At 69.5% G+C, this 15280-nt stretch carries 14 protein-coding genes and 1 pseudogene; 9 read left to right on the top strand and 6 right to left on the bottom strand.

Annotated features, from left to right (window positions below; translation table 11 throughout):
• Positions 1-8 precede the first annotated feature (8 nt).
• Positions 9-602 (bottom strand): cupin domain-containing protein, encoded by a 594-nt coding sequence (locus OH735_RS02860; RefSeq protein WP_406379171.1) that lies wholly within the window; start codon positions 600-602, stop codon positions 9-11.
• Between the two features lie 201 nt (positions 603-803).
• On the opposite strand from OH735_RS02860, the gene OH735_RS02855 reads away from it, so the two are divergent.
• A complete protein-coding gene (locus OH735_RS02855) occupies positions 804-1964 on the top strand; it encodes an alanine racemase (protein ID WP_406379170.1) in 1161 nt (386 codons plus the stop codon).
• Positions 1965-2146: 182 nt separating this feature from the next.
• On the top strand, positions 2147-3472 hold the full coding sequence (locus OH735_RS02850; RefSeq protein WP_406386381.1) for a TerD family protein: 1326 nt from the start codon (positions 2147-2149) through the stop codon (positions 3470-3472).
• 50 nt (positions 3473-3522) lie between these two features.
• On the opposite strand, the gene OH735_RS02845 is transcribed toward OH735_RS02850, so the two are convergent.
• Positions 3523-4695: a glycosyltransferase gene (locus OH735_RS02845; RefSeq protein WP_406379168.1), complete on the bottom strand. Its 1173-nt coding sequence runs from the start codon at positions 4693-4695 to the stop codon at positions 3523-3525.
• 58 nt (positions 4696-4753) lie between these two features.
• Here OH735_RS02845 and OH735_RS02840 point away from each other — a divergent pair, with 58 nt between their 5' ends.
• Positions 4754-5539: a glutamate racemase gene (locus tag OH735_RS02840; RefSeq protein ID WP_406379166.1), complete on the top strand. Its 786-nt coding sequence runs from the start codon at positions 4754-4756 to the stop codon at positions 5537-5539.
• A 59-nt stretch (positions 5540-5598) separates the two neighbouring features.
• Complete coding sequence (locus OH735_RS02835; protein ID WP_406379164.1) at positions 5599-6162, top strand: hypothetical protein; 564 nt, start codon at positions 5599-5601, stop codon at positions 6160-6162.
• A 1-nt stretch (position 6163) separates the two neighbouring features.
• Here the strand turns inward: OH735_RS02835 and OH735_RS02830 are convergent, their stop codons facing one another.
• Positions 6164-7300: an O-antigen ligase family protein gene (locus tag OH735_RS02830; protein WP_406379162.1), complete on the bottom strand. Its 1137-nt coding sequence runs from the start codon at positions 7298-7300 to the stop codon at positions 6164-6166.
• 195 nt (positions 7301-7495) lie between these two features.
• Here OH735_RS02830 and lnt point away from each other — a divergent pair, with 195 nt between their 5' ends.
• Together lnt and OH735_RS02820 are read left to right on the top strand one after the other, a co-directional pair.
• Positions 7496-9097: an apolipoprotein N-acyltransferase gene (gene lnt / locus OH735_RS02825; protein WP_406379160.1), complete on the top strand. Its 1602-nt coding sequence runs from the start codon at positions 7496-7498 to the stop codon at positions 9095-9097.
• A gap of 29 nt (positions 9098-9126) precedes the next feature.
• Positions 9127-9606: an NUDIX hydrolase gene (locus OH735_RS02820; protein ID WP_406379158.1), complete on the top strand. Its 480-nt coding sequence runs from the start codon at positions 9127-9129 to the stop codon at positions 9604-9606.
• 65 nt (positions 9607-9671) lie between these two features.
• Here the strand turns inward: OH735_RS02820 and OH735_RS02815 are convergent, their stop codons facing one another.
• The gene (locus tag OH735_RS02815) at positions 9672-11057 is read right to left on the bottom strand and encodes an MFS transporter (protein WP_406379156.1); all 1386 of its coding nucleotides are present in this window, start codon (positions 11055-11057) and stop codon (positions 9672-9674) included.
• Between the two features lie 816 nt (positions 11058-11873).
• Positions 11874-12020: a hypothetical protein gene (locus tag OH735_RS02810; protein ID WP_406379154.1), complete on the bottom strand. Its 147-nt coding sequence runs from the start codon at positions 12018-12020 to the stop codon at positions 11874-11876.
• 231 nt (positions 12021-12251) lie between these two features.
• Here OH735_RS02810 and OH735_RS02805 point away from each other — a divergent pair.
• A pseudogene (locus tag OH735_RS02805) lies at positions 12252-12454 on the top strand (NAD(P)-binding protein); the annotation flags it as partial.
• A 40-nt stretch (positions 12455-12494) separates the two neighbouring features.
• Here the strand turns inward: OH735_RS02805 and OH735_RS02800 are convergent.
• Positions 12495-12806, bottom strand: coding sequence for a SpoIIE family protein phosphatase (locus OH735_RS02800; RefSeq protein ID WP_406386380.1), 312 nt, complete (start codon positions 12804-12806; stop codon positions 12495-12497).
• 215 nt (positions 12807-13021) lie between these two features.
• Here OH735_RS02800 and OH735_RS02795 point away from each other — a divergent pair, with 215 nt between their 5' ends.
• Together OH735_RS02795 and OH735_RS02790 are read left to right on the top strand one after the other, a co-directional pair.
• Positions 13022-13195: a CsbD family protein gene (locus tag OH735_RS02795; protein ID WP_266749759.1), complete on the top strand. Its 174-nt coding sequence runs from the start codon at positions 13022-13024 to the stop codon at positions 13193-13195.
• A gap of 440 nt (positions 13196-13635) precedes the next feature.
• A complete protein-coding gene (locus OH735_RS02790; protein WP_406379152.1) occupies positions 13636-15024 on the top strand; it encodes an IS1380 family transposase in 1389 nt (462 codons plus the stop codon).
• Positions 15025-15280: the final 256 nt, after the last annotated feature.

The raw sequence follows: 15280 nt of genomic DNA, 5'->3' as shown, positions 1-15280 counted from the left end.
ACCGCTCCTCAGAATCGCCGCGGGGTCTCCGACCAGACGCAGACTGCCGGGACCGTACCCGGGTTGTGGTACCGGTGCGGGGCGGAGGAGTCAAAACTGACGCAGTCACCGGGCTGCAGGCGGTAGCACGCGTCGTCGATCCAGTAGTCCAGCTCTCCCCTCAGCAGGAGACCGACTTCTTCTCCGGCATGGGTGTGCGGGTTGTCGCCGGAGGATGCTCCCGGGGCCACCTCCAGCATCATCATCTCGAGGCTCCCCATGCGGTTGGGATTCAGGAGTGTGTAGGTGATTCCCTGCACTCCCGCCCGGGTGAGTTCAACGCGTTCGTGAGGGCGCGTGAGCACGCGGTATTCACGGTCGACCGCGTGAAAAAGCCGGCTGAGGGTCGTGCCGAGAGCGTCGACAATCGTGCGCAGCGTGTTGATCGTGGGGCTGTTCACCTCCCGCTCCACGTTGCTGAGGTAGCTGCGGGACAGGCCTGTCTTCTCTGCGAGTTGCTCCAGCGTGAGGCCTCGCTGCAGGCGTTCCCGGCGAAGGTGCTGGCCGATGCCGCAGTTGGGCGAGGGCTGCGGCGGAGCCGGCGGGAGATCGTCAGCGGGCACGGCAGCACAATCCTGTCATCCAGTAAACAGTACGAAGGTCCACTATAGTGTTCATTCGATCGTCGGTGCCGGCTTTGTCCTCGGGGGCGCGTCCCACCCGCTTGCTTCAGCCTTCGGTGACGGCCGGAAGGCCCAGGCGGTCAGGAGTTCGGCGGACTCTACGCAGGAACGTGCCTGCGCCGAACGGGATTTGGAGGACTGATGGACCGCGACGACACGGCACTCACCGCATGTCGAGTGCCGGAGATGCCCCAGCTTCGGCTCGACGTGCGGGCGCTGGAACACAATGTGCGCCTCATGGCGGACTGGTGCCGTGATCAGGGCGTGGAACTGTGCCCGCACATCAAGACCACGATGACACGTCCCATCGTCGAACGGCAGATGGCCGCCGGGGCGTGGGGTGTGACGGTCGCCACGGTGAGGCAGTGCGGCATAGCGCTGGACTGGGGGGTGCGGCGCATCGTCATCGCCAACCAAGTGATCCACCGCCCCGACCTCGCCCTCCTGCGCCGATGGCTCGACGCAACGCCCGGGCTCGAGCTGTACTGCTTCGTGGACTCGACGGCAGGGTTGGGCTTGGCACGGGCGGTCATGGAAGGAGCACGCAATCCCCTGCACGTCCTTATGGACGTCGGTGCGCAAGGAGGACGAACCGGGGTGCGGGAGTCCGCTGAGGCGCATGACCTCGCCAAGGCATGCCAGGCATCGCCAGGGCTTCTCCTGGCCGGGGTCGCGGGCTATGAAGGCATCCGGCCGAATCGCCGGGACGCGGTCACGATCGCGGACGTCGACGCACACTGCCGGAAGACAGCCTCACTTTTCCACGCCCTGACACCGCTGTTCCAGACGGCGCGGCCTGTCTTCAGCATGGGTGGTTCCGCCTTCCCCGACCGGGTCGTCCGCGCCCTTTCGGAACTCACGGAGTCACCGGGTCGCCCACCGATGGTGCCCGTCCTGCGGTCGGGCTGCTACGTCACACATGACCACGGCACGTACGCCAACGTCTCGCCGCTGCCGGGACTGAGCCCCGCGCTGACCGTCCGGGCGGTCGTGCTCTCCACGCCGGAACCAGGACGGATCATCGTCGGCGCCGGAAAGCGCGAGCTTCCCTACGATGCCGGACTGCCGGTCCTCATCGGCTCCCGCGACGCACAAGGAGCGCCGCGACCAGCCGCGCGCGCCATCGCGGCCCACATCTACGACCACCACCTGGTCCTCACGGACGCCCATGGTCTGAACGTGGGCGACGAGGTCGACCTCGGAATCTCCCACCCGTGCTCCGCCTTCGACCGGTGGCCCGACATCACCGTGGTGAACGACGAAGGTCACACCCAAGACGTGTGGCACCCCCAATTCCGCTGACCGGCGTCTCCCGATGGGGTCACAGTCATGCCGGGCCCGGAGGCCAGCGGCTCTCTTGCAGGACCGCGAAAAACATAACGGGGGTACCGGTGGATCGCCGGATGGTGACCGCATCGCTGTGGGCTCCGTGGCGGGCGGGGATTAGGTTGGCGGGGAAAAGCCTTCGGGCAGCCGGACTCGCGATGGGGGCGAGCATGACCATGCTAAAAGGAGCCAATGTTCCGGTGGCGGCTCACGCCGTGCGGGTCGAATTGGGGTGGCGCACCTCCCCGGGCTCGCCGGACGTGGATGGCTCGGCGCTCCTTCTCGTGTCGGGAAAGGTGCGCGGCGACGCCGACTTCATTTTTTACAACCAGCCCTCCCACGCATCCGGCGCGGTACGCCACGAGGGCAAGCGAACCGCCGGTGGCGCGGTGACGGACAACCTCGCCGTCGACCTGGCGCGCGTCGAGCCGGCCATCGACCGCGTGGTCCTCGCCGCCTCTGCGGACGGGGGCACCTTCGGGCAGGTGACGGGGCTGTACGTACGGATCACGGACGCGGTGGACGGCTCCGAGATCGCCCGCTTCGACAGTGCGGACGCGACGGTCGAGACCGCGTTCATTCTCGGCGAGCTCTACCGGCGCCAGGGCGCCTGGAAATTCCGCGCCGTCGGCCAGGGGTACGACACCGGTCTCGAAGGTCTCGCGACGGACTTCGGCATTTCCGTCGATGAACCACAGCGGCCCCAGTCGTATCGCCAACCCTCGTCGCCTCAACAGTCTCAGCACGGAACACGGGTTGGCCATCCGTCACCGCCCGCACCGCTGTTTCCGCCCGCACCGCCGACATCGCCTCCGGCCCCTCCCGTGCCTCCCGCCGCCCCGACCGTCCGGCTCTCCAAGGTGACTCTCACCAAGGACGCGCCATCGGTCTCCCTCGCCAAACAGGGCGGTACTTCGGGAGCCCTCCGGGTCAATCTCAACTGGGAAGTGCGCAAACAGTTCAAGGGCTGGGGAAGCAAACTCGGCAGAGCGGTCGCCAACCACGCGGACCTCGATCTTGATCTCTGCGCCCTCTACGAACTCACCGACGGCCGCAAGGGAGTCGTGCAGGCGCTGGGAAACGCGTTCGGCGCGTTCCTGCAGCCCCCTTATATCCATCTCGACGGAGACGACCGCACCGGCGCCGTGGCCACCGGTGAGAACCTCACCGTCAACCTCGACCAGAAGGACAAGCTCCGCCGCGTCCTGATCTTCGTCACCATCTACGAAGGCGCCCGGAGTTTCGCCGATCTCCATGCCACCGTCACCCTCCGGCCCCAGCACGGCGCCCCGATCGACTTCTCGCTCGACGAATGCACCGTCCCGTCCACCGTCTGCGCGCTCGCGCTCCTCACCAACAACGGGGGAGACCTCACGGTGCAGCGCGAGGCCCGCTACCTCGTGCCCGAGCGAGGAGTGAGCCCGCAGCGCACCATCGACTACGCCTACGGGTGGGGCATGAACTGGACACCCGGCCGAAAATGACCCCCGGGGGTCCGGCCGTCACCGCCGCCGTCGGCCCCCGCCGGCTCCGCTCACCGGTCCGGCGCGGCCTCGGGACGGGCGTACGTACGCCCCTTCCAGGCCGCGCCCCGCCCCCGGTGGTGCTGCACCGCCGAATCGACCGTCATCAGCAGATACAGCACCGCGGTGAACGGCAGCAGCGGCGCCAGCCACAGCGACTGCCGGTAGTAGCCCAGCATCGGCATGTACGTCCCGGCCATCACCGCCCACGCCAGCCCGCCCGCCCACGCCGCCACCGGAGCGCCGCCCAGCAGCCCCGCGACGAGCGTGACCGGCGGCGCGAGATAGACCAGCGCGAGCCCCAGCACCGTCCCGAGGAGCAGCGGCGCACTGTGCCGCAACTGGGCATACGCGCTCCGCGACACCATCCGCCACAGATCCGCCAGGCAGGGATACGGCCGCACGCTGTCCACCCGCTCCGCGAGCCCCAGCCAGATCCGCCCGCCGCTGCGCTGCACCGCCCGCGCCAGCGAGACGTCGTCGATCACCGCTTGGCGGATCGACTCCGGGACCCGCGCCCGCTCCGCCGCCGCGGTACGCAGCAGCACACATCCGCCCGCTGCCGCGGCCGTCCGCGCCCCCGCCCGGTTCACCCACCGGAACGGATAGAGCTGCGAGAAGAAGTAGACGAAGGCCGGCACGACCAGCCGCTCCCAGACGCTCGACACCCGCAGCCGGGCCATCTGCGAGACCAGGTCGAACCCGCCGGGCACGGCGGCGGCGACCAGTTCCCGCAGGCTGTCCGGCTCGTGCGCGATATCGGCGTCCGTCAGCAGCAGATACTCCGGCTCCCGGGCCCGGGCCAGCGAGATCCCGTACCGCACGGCCCAGAGCTTGCCCGTCCAGCCCGGCTCCGGCTCACCGGGCGACGCCACCGTCACCGGCAGGCCCCCGTACCGTACGGACAAGGTACGGGCGACGTCCCCGGTGCCGTCCGCGCTGCCGTCGTCCACGAGGAAGATCTCCGCGACCCCCGGATAGTCCTGCGCCATCAGCGACGGCAGACTCACCGGCAGCATGTCGGCCTCGTCACGTGCGGGCACGACGATCGCCACGGAGGGCCAGTGGTCCGGCGCCTCCCGGGGCGGCAGCCGCTGGTCGGTCCGCCAGAAGAACCCTTGTCCCAGCAGCAGCCACACCCATGCGGCCAGCGAACCCACGGCGATCCAGGCAATGGCACTCATCCGCCGCAGTCTGCCCCACCCGGACGGAACCGCAAGGGCGGTCGACTATGGTGGCCGGGTGAAGATCGCGCTCATGGACTCCGGAATCGGCCTGCTCGCGGCCGCCGCCGCAGTACGCAGGCTGAGGCCCGACGCCGATCTGGTGATCTCCTGTGACCCCGGCAGCATGCCCTGGGGGCCGCGTACCCCGGAGGACGTGACCGCCCGCGCGCTGGACGTGGCCCGCGCGGCCGCCGACCACCGGCCCGACGCACTGATCGTCGCCTGCAACACGGCCTCCGTGCACGCCCTGCCGACGCTCCGCGCCGAGCTGGAACCCGCGCTGCCGGTCATCGGCACCGTTCCCGCCATCAAGCCGTCCGTCGCCGCTGGCGGCCCCGTCGCGATCTGGGCGACGCCCGCCACCACCGGCAGCCCGTACCAGCGTCGGCTCATCCGGGACTTCGCCCGCTCCGTCGCCGTCACCGAGGTCCCGTGTCCGGGTCTCGCCGACGCTGTGGAGCACGCGGACGAGCCGGCGATCGACCGGGCCATCGCCGCGGCCGCCGCGCTCACCCCGCGCGAGGTGCGGGCCGTGGTCCTCGGCTGCACCCATTACGAGCTGGTCGCCGAACGCATCCGAGCCGCCGTGCGGCAGCCCGGTCTGCCGCCCGTCGTGCTGCACGGCTCCGCAGGTGCCGTCGCCGCCCAGGCGCTGCGCCGAATCGGGGTCGCACCCGCTCCGTCGGCCGAATTGGCCGGAGGTCTCACGGTGCTCCTCGGCGGCCGCGTCGCCGACCTGCCGGAAGCCGCTCGGGCCTACGCCGAGGGGCAGCTGCTGGGGGCCGTCAGCACCGCCCGCTGACCCGGCGCGGGGCCGTCGGACCCATGCCGGTGTGCGGGTTCTTGAGTACGCTGCTTGACATGAGGGACCACCCCCGAAAACCGAGGCGCCCCGGAGCCGACCCGCACGCCGCCGTATGGATCGGCAGGGCCACCAACCGGGCCCAGTGGGTGCTCGCCGCCGCGGGCGCCGCCTGCCTGGCGCTCGGCGTCCAGCTGGCCGTCACCTCCAACTGGACGTCCGGAGTCGCCCCGTTGCTGATGTCCGTGATCGGCTGCGTCGCCGCCGGACTGCTCATGCTGTTCGGCACCCTCGCCTTCGTGAACGTGGCCGTCAGGGTCGACGGGGACGCCCTCGAAGTGCGCTGCGGACACATGGGCCTGCCACGCCGCCGCATTCTGCTGACCCAGGTCGTGGGCGCGGAGTTCGTCCCCCAGGTCAACCCGCGCCAGTGGGGCGGCTGGGGCTACCGCTGGCGCCCCGAGCAGGGCACAGCCGTGGTGGTCCGCAGGGGCGAGGGCCTGGTGCTCCGGCTCGGTGACGGGCGGAGGTTCACCATCACGGTCGACGACGCGGAGACGGGCGTACGGTTCATCCGCGAGCGCCTGCACCTGTCGACGAGCGGCGCGCCGACCGGAGCCTGATTCACGACAGGGCCCGTGGCCTCCGCGGCCCGGGAGCACCGTTGGGACCAGATGCCCGGCGGCCCTCGCCCGGTTGGCGCGTCCCGTCCGTCCCGTGCGCATCGTCCGACCCCGCAGTGCCGTCGCCGATGGGCCGCCGGGCCGACGCGAGCCCCGCGAGAAGCCCCGCCCCCGCGGTAACCGGAGTGAAGCTCAGGGCATTGCCGACGCTCGCCAGCATCGCGAGTGCGGTGAGCGCGGCACCGGCGGTCAGGACGACGGCCGTGGTGCGGGGCGACCTCCACAGCACGTAGAGCAGCCAGCCGAAGGCCGACCCGAGCAGCACCACCCCCATCACGCCCTGTTCGGCCGCCTGCTGCAACGGCGCCGAGTGCGGCTTGCCGTCGGAGTGGACGGTCTGCTCCACGGTGGGGCTCAGTTCGGCGAACCGTCCGGGGCCGACGCCCAACACCGGATGTTCTCCGGCCAGGTCCAGTGCGTCCTGCCAGAGCAGCACCCGGTTCGGGGTGAGCGGACCTTCCAGGGACACCATCAGGCCCTGGGGCAGCGCGTCGGCGGCGACCGCCCATGACGTTCCGACGGCGAGACCGGCGGCCAGCGCGAGCCCCGCCAGGCCGAGCAGCCGCTGTCGCATCCTGGCGGCGGCCAGCGAACAGAGCAGCACTCCGACTGCCGCGGCGAACCCGGCCACCGAACGCAGCGACAGCGCGGCGCAGGCCGCGCCCAGTGCCAGCAGTCGCAGCGTGCACCGCAGCGGTGACTGCCGGGCGGCCGCCGCCGCGCAGCAGGCGGCGCCCGTCGCGAGCACCAGCAGCGCGGCGGCGGCCCCGGCGTGACCGGGCGCCGTGTCCACCGTGGCCGTGGCGCCCGGCATGCCGTGGCGCGAGAGGAACCCCATGAGGAGCGCCCCGACGGCGGCAGCCGTGGCCGTCGTCACCGGCAGTAGCGTGCCGCAGATCCGGCCGCAGGCGAACCCCGCGGCAACGGCGAGCAGGGCGAGCAGAACGCCCTCCGGTCCGGTCTCCCGTCCGGCTGCACTGATCAACGACCAGATCGCGCAGGCGGCGAGGATCACGGCCCCGGCCACGTCGGAGGCGTTCCCGCGTGCCCGCGCCCGGTCCTGTCCCGCTGGTGCCATCGTCACGTGCTCCCCCGACCTGTGACCGTCCCGTCGGCAATGGCCGGATCCGGCCCGTCGTCGGGGACTGGCGGACACGGTATCGGCCGGGGCCCATATCTGTGCGGGAAAGTGGCGAAACGATCCGGCACGAAGGGTTCCGTCACCCTCCGAGGGGCTGCCCGGCACACAGCCGACCACCGTAGACTCCGCCGGGTGAGCGCCACCATCACGTCAGTCGACGACCCGCAACAGCCCGCAGCCGCCCCCGCGTCAGGGGGGAGACGGCCGGTGCGGCGGTTCGTACGGCCCGCCGCCGCCGTGATCGCGGGAGTGCTGCTGTACCTGAGCTTCCCGCCGCGCCCCCTGTGGTGGCTGGTTCTGCCCGGTTTCGCCCTGCTCGGCTGGGTGCTGCACGAACGGAGACTGCGCGCCGGATTCGGCCTCGGTCTCCTCGCCGGGCTCGGTTTCATGCTGCCGCTGCTGTACTGGACGGGCGAGGAGGTCGGTCCGGTGCCGTGGCTGGCGCTCGCTACGGCCGAGGCGCTGTTCATCGCGGTCGGCTGCATCGGGATCGCCGCCGTTTCCCGGCTCGCCTGGTGGCCGGTGTGGGCCGCCGCGGTGTGGGCCCTCGACGAGGGGATCCGGGCCAGGGTGCCCTTCGGCGGTTTTCCCTGGGGGAAGATCGCCTTCGGCCAGGCGGACAGCGTGTTCCTGCCGCTCGCGGCCGTGGGCGGCACACCGCTGCTCTCCTTCGCGGTGGTCCTGTGCGGCTTCGGTCTCTGTGAAGCGGTACGTCAGATCCGTACCTACCGCAGTACGCGTGAGGTGCCCCGGGCCGCCGTCGCCGCGGCAGCCGCGACCGTCCTGGTCCCCGTCGCCGCCGCCATCGCCGCCCTGCCGCTCGTGGAAGACTCGCCCGAGGACGGCACCGCGACCGTCGCCGCGATCCAGGGCAACGTGCCGCAGCTCGGACTCGACTTCAACTCCCAGCGCCGCGCCGTCCTCGACAACCACGTGCGCCGCACGGAACAGCTCGCCCGGGAGGTGAAGGCGGGCAAGGTGCCTCAGCCCGACTTCGTCCTGTGGCCGGAGAACTCCTCAGACCTCGACCCGTACCGGAACGCCGACGCCCGGATCGTTATCGACGACGCGGTGAAGGCGATCGGCGTACCCACCGTGATCGGGGCCGTGGTCGAGCCCGACACCGGCAGTCTGCGCAACACCCTCATCCAGTGGGATCCGCAGAAGGGTCCTGTCAGCACCTACGACAAGCGCCACATCCAGCCGTTCGGCGAGTACATCCCGATGCGCTCCTTCGTACGCCTCTTCAGCTCCGACGTGGACCGGGTGCGACGGGACTTCGGCCCCGGAAAGAAGGTCGGCGTGTTCGACCTGGCGGGTACGAACGTGGGGCTCGTGACCTGTTACGAGGCCGCGTTCGACGACGCCGTACGGGACACGGTGGAGCACGGCAGCCAACTGATCGCCGTACCCAGCAACAACGCCACCTTCGGGCGCAGCGAGATGACCTATCAGCAGCTGGCCATGTCCAGGGTGCGGGCCGTCGAGCACAGCAGGTCCGTCGTCGTCCCCGTCACCAGCGGGGTCAGCGCGGTCATCCGCCCGGACGGGACGGTCGTCCGGAAGACGGAGCTGTTCACCGCGGACGCGCTGGTGGACAAGGTGCCGCTGAGGTCCTCGCTCACGCCCGCGACCCGGCTGGGCACGCTCCCCGAAGGAGTCCTCGCACTGATCGCCGTGGCGGGGCTTGGCTGGGTCACTGTCCGTTCGGTACGGCTCCGGCGGAGCCGCTGATCCACTCGCACCCACGTAGGGTCGGGCCCATGGCTACTCCTGATTTCATCCGCGAGATCCGCGCCACCGCGGGCCAACAGCTGCTCCTGCTGCCGGGCGTCACCGCCGTGGTCTTCGACGACGAGGGCCGCGTGCTCCTCGGACGGCGCTCAGACACCGGCAAATGGTCGCTCATCGGCGGCATCAGCGAGCCGGGTGAGCAGCCGGCGGTGACGGCGGAGCGCGAGGTGTACGAAGAGACCGCCGTGCACTGCGTGGCGGAGCGGGTGGTCCTCACCCAGGCCCTGGCACCGGTGCAGTACGCCAACGGCGACCGCTGCCAGTTTCTGGACGTCACCTTCCGCTGCCGGGCGACCGGCGGCGAGGCCCGCGTCAACGACGACGAGTCGCTGGAGGTGGACTGGTTCCCGATGGACGCGCTGCCGCCGTTGAACGAGTTCTCGCTCTTCAGGATCAAGCAGTCCCTGACCGACGAACCCACCTGGTTCGAACCCACCGTCCAGCACTGACACACCACGGCGCGCGGACGGGGCCCGGTACCCCGGCCCCGTCCGGCGCACCCGGCGCTCACGGCTCAGACGCTACGGGCGTCGGCCGCCGCCACCGCGGGTGCGACCGGCTTCGCGCCGGTCCCCTCGATGTCCCCGAGATCCCGGTCCCTGGTCTCCTTGGCGCAGAGCACCGCCACCACGGTGATGAGCGCCGCCGCGATGACGTACAGCGAGATGGGCACGGAACTGTCGAAGTCCGCGAGCAGCGCGGTGGCGATCAGCGGCGCCGGAGCACCGGCCGCGACGGACGAGAACTGCGCCCCGATCGACGCGCCCGAGTACCGCATCCGGGTCGCGAACATCTCCGAGAAGAAGGCCGCCTGAGGCGCGTACATCGCCCCGTGGAAGATGAGCCCGACGGTGACGGCGAGCAGGAGACTTCCGAAGCTCCGGGTGTCGATCAGCGCGAAGAACGGGAACATCCACAGCCCCACGCCGATCGCACCGACCAGGTAGACGGGCCTGCGCCCGACCCGGTCCGACAGCGCGCCCCACATCGGAATGACCGCGAAGTGGATGGCCGAGGCGATGAGCACCGCGTTGAGGGCCGTCTGCTTGTCCAGGTCCGCCGCCGTGGTCGCGTAGACGAGGATGAACGCCGTGATGACGTAGTAGCTGATGTTCTCCGCCATCCGGGCGCCCATGGCGATCAGCACATCGCGCCAGTGGTGCCGAAGCACCGCGACGAGTGGCATCTTCTCGGCGGTCGCGGCGGCCGCCTTGCGCTCCTCGGCCTGTGCCAGAGCGGCCTTGAACACTGGTGATTCGTCGACAGAGAGACGAATCCACAAGCCGATGATCACCAGGACTCCGGAGAGCAGGAACGGTATGCGCCAGCCCCATGACACGAAGGCCGAGTCCGACATCAGCGCGGTGAGCGCGGAGAGCACCCCGGTGGCGAGCAACTGCCCGGCCGGCGCTCCCGTCTGCGGCCAGGAGGCCCAGAACCCGCGCCGCTTGGCGTCCCCGTGCTCCGACACCAGCAGCACGGCCCCACCCCACTCACCACCGAGGGCGAAGCCCTGCACCAGGCGCAGGACGGTGAGCAGCACGGGAGCGGCGGCCCCGACCGTGGCATGCGTCGGCAGCAGCCCGATCGCGAACGTCGCTCCGCCCATCATCAGCAGACTGAGCACCAGCAGCTTCTTGCGGCCGAGCCGGTCGCCGTAGTGGCCGAACACCAGAGCACCGAGCGGCCGGGCGGCGAAACCGACCGCGTAGGTGAGGAACGAGAGCAGAGTGCCGACGAGCGGTTCGGACTCGGGGAAGAACAGCTTGTTGAAGACCAGCGCGGCAGCTGACCCGTACAGAAAGAAGTCGTACCACTCGATGGTGGTCCCGATGAGACTTGCGGCGACGATGCGCTTGAGCGAGCGGGTGGTAGGCGGGGCGGATGCCGAGGCAGCCATGAACACCACTTCCGGGCGGTTGGCGGGGACGGTTTCGTGTCGCCACACCGTAGGAATGGGCAGGTCAGAGGCACATGTGGCGGGACACCATAGTTCTCGGGCCGGGTGTGCGCGGGGCCACTATGACAGGCACGTCGAGACTGCTTCGAGGAACGTATTGAAGGCCGACAGGCGCCTGTCCGAGTTGCGTTGTTCGATATGGTTTAGTGCCCTGGTGCTGACTCCCGTGCTGGTTTGGTGCTGACTAAAACCGCATGTCAGCACCCCTGATCACCTATCCCGTGCTGACTTGGTGCTGACTACGCAGCGTTGAACTTCGGCATTCGGGGCGGATCGGCCCGTCGCCGGCCCTCGGCGATGAACATCAAAGCAGCACCCACTTCCCCCACTTCCACGACGGTTGCCGGAGCGGACAGGTCGAGGCCCGCCTGCACTTTGATGCGGCGTAGGTGCTGGCTTTCCGTTTGGGGTGGACGTTGAGTCGCTGTGCGGTCTCGGACTTGCTGAGCCGGCTGTTCGCGTAGACGTGGAGTGCGTGTAGAAGGTGAGTGCCACGCCGCAGGTCGTGGTGCCGGACTCCCGCCAAGGTGCGGTCCGCGAAGGCGGTCAACTGGTCGGCGTCGTTGAGTTGCGCGGACCGGGCACCTGCCCATCGCCCATGCGCCACCGTGTCCGAGACGCTTCATGCAGTCGAGCGTGCGGACCAGGCGGGTGATCTGCGGATACTGGTCGCCCCCGGCTCTGCGTTTGCGGGCGGCGCAAGCGCAGCGAAACGTGGGGGGGGCATCCCGACTCCGGACTTTGGGGAAGGAGTGGTCAGGCCTCCTGGTTCGAGCCCCAAATGGGGAACGCCAGTTCGAGCACATCGGGGAGAGTGCCGAGCAGTGCGGTGAGAGCACCGAGCGGGCGAAGGAATCGCTGGTGAAAAACGAGCGGGCCCGTTCGGGTGATTCGAAGGGGCATGCCCGACACGCTGGTTCAGCCTTCGATGCCGGTGGAGTGTTTGGGGGCCTCCTACTGGTTTGGATCCGGAAGAGCCGCGTTCACCGCGGGGCGAGGAACTGGGATTGCCAGTTCTGCAGTGTCCGGCGCCAGAGGTGGGCGGAGAGTTCCACCGTGGACGACGCGGTCGAGCTGGGCACAGCTATGGCTCGGGGCCCGACCGAGTGCTCCCAAGGACGAAGGGCGCGACTGATGATTGATGCGGTGGTTATCGGCAGTGGACCCAATGGTTTGGTGGCTGCCAACCCTTCGCGGACGCGGGATGGGGCGTAGAGGTTCTGAAAGCACAGGACGAACCCGGCGGGGCGGTGCGCAGCGACCGGGGCGTGCATCCGGAGTATGTGACTGATCTCTTCAGCGCGTTCTATCCCTTGGCGGCTGCTTCCCCGGTTCTGTTCACGACTCTCCGCACAATGCCGTTGCCTGAGAAGATCTTCACTCGTGCAGAGCGGCGAGGTGGTCGGCGGCGTCCCCGCGCCATTCGATCAGGAAGACGATTGCGTCATCCCTGGTGCGCCCGCCGCGTTCCTGTTTCAGAGCCTGGGAGAGCCGAAGCGCCTCCGCCCGCATTCCTCCTTCCACGTGCTCAAGTCGGTTGACGCAACGGATGAGTCGTTCCTCGCCGAATGGTTGTCCGTCTGCGTCACGCTCCTCGATCACACCGTCGGTGTAGCACAGCACCCGATCGCCACGTTGGAGCTGGAGCCGGCTGATGGAAGGGCACTCACCACCGAGGCCGACTGGCAGAGCGGGCGGGCTCTCCAGCCGTTGGACGCGGAGCCGTCCCCGGCGCCGGGTCCCGGTTCCCGCCCGGTCCCCGAGCCGCCCGACTGACCGGAGAGTGCCGCTCCCGCGGCCCTTCTTTCCGGTTGCTCGTGAGCGCGACGCCTCACCGATTGCGGCCTCAGAGTGATCGACGCAAGGTGGATACGTCAGCCCCCACAGTGAAGGACGGAATCGTCATGGGTAAGGCAAAGGCGAAGGCCAAGCAGGTCAAGGGCAAGCTGAAGGAAACCGTCGGCGATGCCATGGACGACAAGGGCATGCAGGCAGAGGGCCGCGGCGAGCAAATGACGGGCAAGGCCCAGGAAACCGCGGCAAAGGCGGCTGAGCGGCTGAAGAAGTCCGGACAGTAGGACCTGCATTGTGGGCCGCGAACCCGGGGCGACCGCATCCGGGTTTCACGGCCGCCGGGGCCCGGCCTGGTGTCGGCTGCGCGGCTGGCACCAGGCGTCAGGGTTCGTTGCTCGGTGAAAGCTCGCTGACGTTCGGCGAATGCGAGTGCCGGGTGATTGCAACGCCGGGTCGCCGAGGCTGATTGCCCCCGGTGTTCATCCTTCCTCCCGTTGAGGCAAGTGCCGCCGTATCGACTCGGGGTTACCTACTTGCGCGGAGTGGTGTTGTCGACCTCCCGCGCGTGTGCCGTCACCCAGCGCGCGTGGGCCGCCACTCAGCCCGGATCCACCGGCTTGACGCCTGTGGATCGTGCTTCCGGAAATGAAGAAGTGCCTTGTGACCTGCGATGATGGGGTTTCTCTAGGACCACATCAGGCACGATCGGCAAGGCACTTCCGAGATGCAATCTTCCCATACCGCGACGGCTGTCTCATCCGCGTTCGATGACCCGAACCTGATCGCGTACGGCGGGCTGGAGCCGGTGGTGCGGCTGGCCGAGCGGTGCGGTCTGCCAGCTCTGGCCGACGAGCTCATCAGGCTGCCCGCATCGAAGGACGGCACCGGAGCCTTCCCAGCGGCGAAACTGATGTCGCTGGTGGGTGGCATGGCCGCGGGCGCCGACAGCATCGATGACATGGACCGCCTGCGGCATGGGGCGATGGGCCGCCTGTTTGCCGGGGTCCGGGCCCCGTCCACGCTGGGGTCGTTCCTACGCTCCTTCACGCACGGGCATGTGAAGCAACTCCACGCCGTGGCCCGCCGGTTCCTGCCCGCACTGGCCCGTCATACCCCACTACTGCCCGGCGCGGACCAGGTCGCCTACGTGGACATCGACGACACCATCCGCCGCACCTACGGCTACGCCAAGCAGGGCGCCGGTTACGGATACAGCAAGGTCAAGGGCCTGAACGCACTGCTCGGCATCGTCTCCACACCCCTGTCCGCCCCGGTGATCGCCGCCACCAGGCTGCGCAAAGGACCGTCGAACTCCGCACGCGGCGCGGCAGCGTTCGTCGCCGAGACCATCCGCACCGCCCGTGCCTGCGGCGCCAGTGGCCTGCTGGTGATGCGGGCGGACTCCGCGTTCTACGGCGCCGACGTCGTCAACTCCTGCCGGGCGCTGGGCGCGTGGTTCTCCATCACCGTGCGGATGAACGCCTCCGTCAAGGCCGCGATCGCCCGCATCGACGAGGGCGCCTGGACGCCGATCAAGTACCCCAAGGCGGTCTGGGACGAGGAGGGCCAGTGCTGGATCTCGGACGCCGAGATAGCCGAGGTCCCCTACACCGCGTTCACTTCCAAGCCGAAGAAGCAGCAGGTCACCGCCCGTCTGATCGTGCGCCGCGTCAAACGCCTGGGCACTGGCACCGTTCCCGCCGGACAGGGCACGCTGTTTGACACCTGGCGCTACCACGCCGCGTTCACCGACTCCCCGCTCTCCTTGAAGGACGCCGAGCGTGATCATCGACGGCACGCTGTCGTCGAGCAGGTGATCGCGGATGTCAAGAACAGTGCCTTCGCTCACGCGCCGTCCGGGCATTTCCAGGCCAATGCCGCGTGGCTCGCCCTGGCAGCCGTGGTGCACAACCTAACCCGCGCCGCCGGTGCCCTGGCCGGAACGTTCCATGCCAGAGCGACCACCGCCACCATCCGTGATCACCTGATCAACGTGCCTGCCCGCCTGGCCCGCTCGGCCCGCCGCCTCACCCTGCACCTGCCCGAACGCTGGCCCTGGAGCATGGACTTCACCCAGCTCTTCAGCACGGTGCATGCGCCACCAGCCTCCTGACGCTCCCCGACCGACCTGCCCGAAAGGGCCCGACACCTGTGGCCAAGTGGAAAGGCTGGGCAGACCAGCGGCCACCCCATGCCCGAATCCGCGACTCAACCCCGACACGGCCCGCACAACCCCGAAACACCCACCCCAAGATCAGCCGGTGGATCCGGGCTCAGTCATCGGGGTCGAGTACAACCGCACCAGGCTCCGCAAGCACCCCGAGTTCGGGTACCTCACCCCACTCGAAACCCGAGCCAGGCTGCAGCAA

Source organism: Streptomyces sp. NBC_01618 (genome assembly GCF_045209435.1).
Taxonomy (GTDB): domain Bacteria; phylum Actinomycetota; class Actinomycetes; order Streptomycetales; family Streptomycetaceae; genus Streptomyces.
Note: the sequence above shows the minus strand (reverse complement) of the source record. Positions and strands in the feature narration are given on the sequence as shown.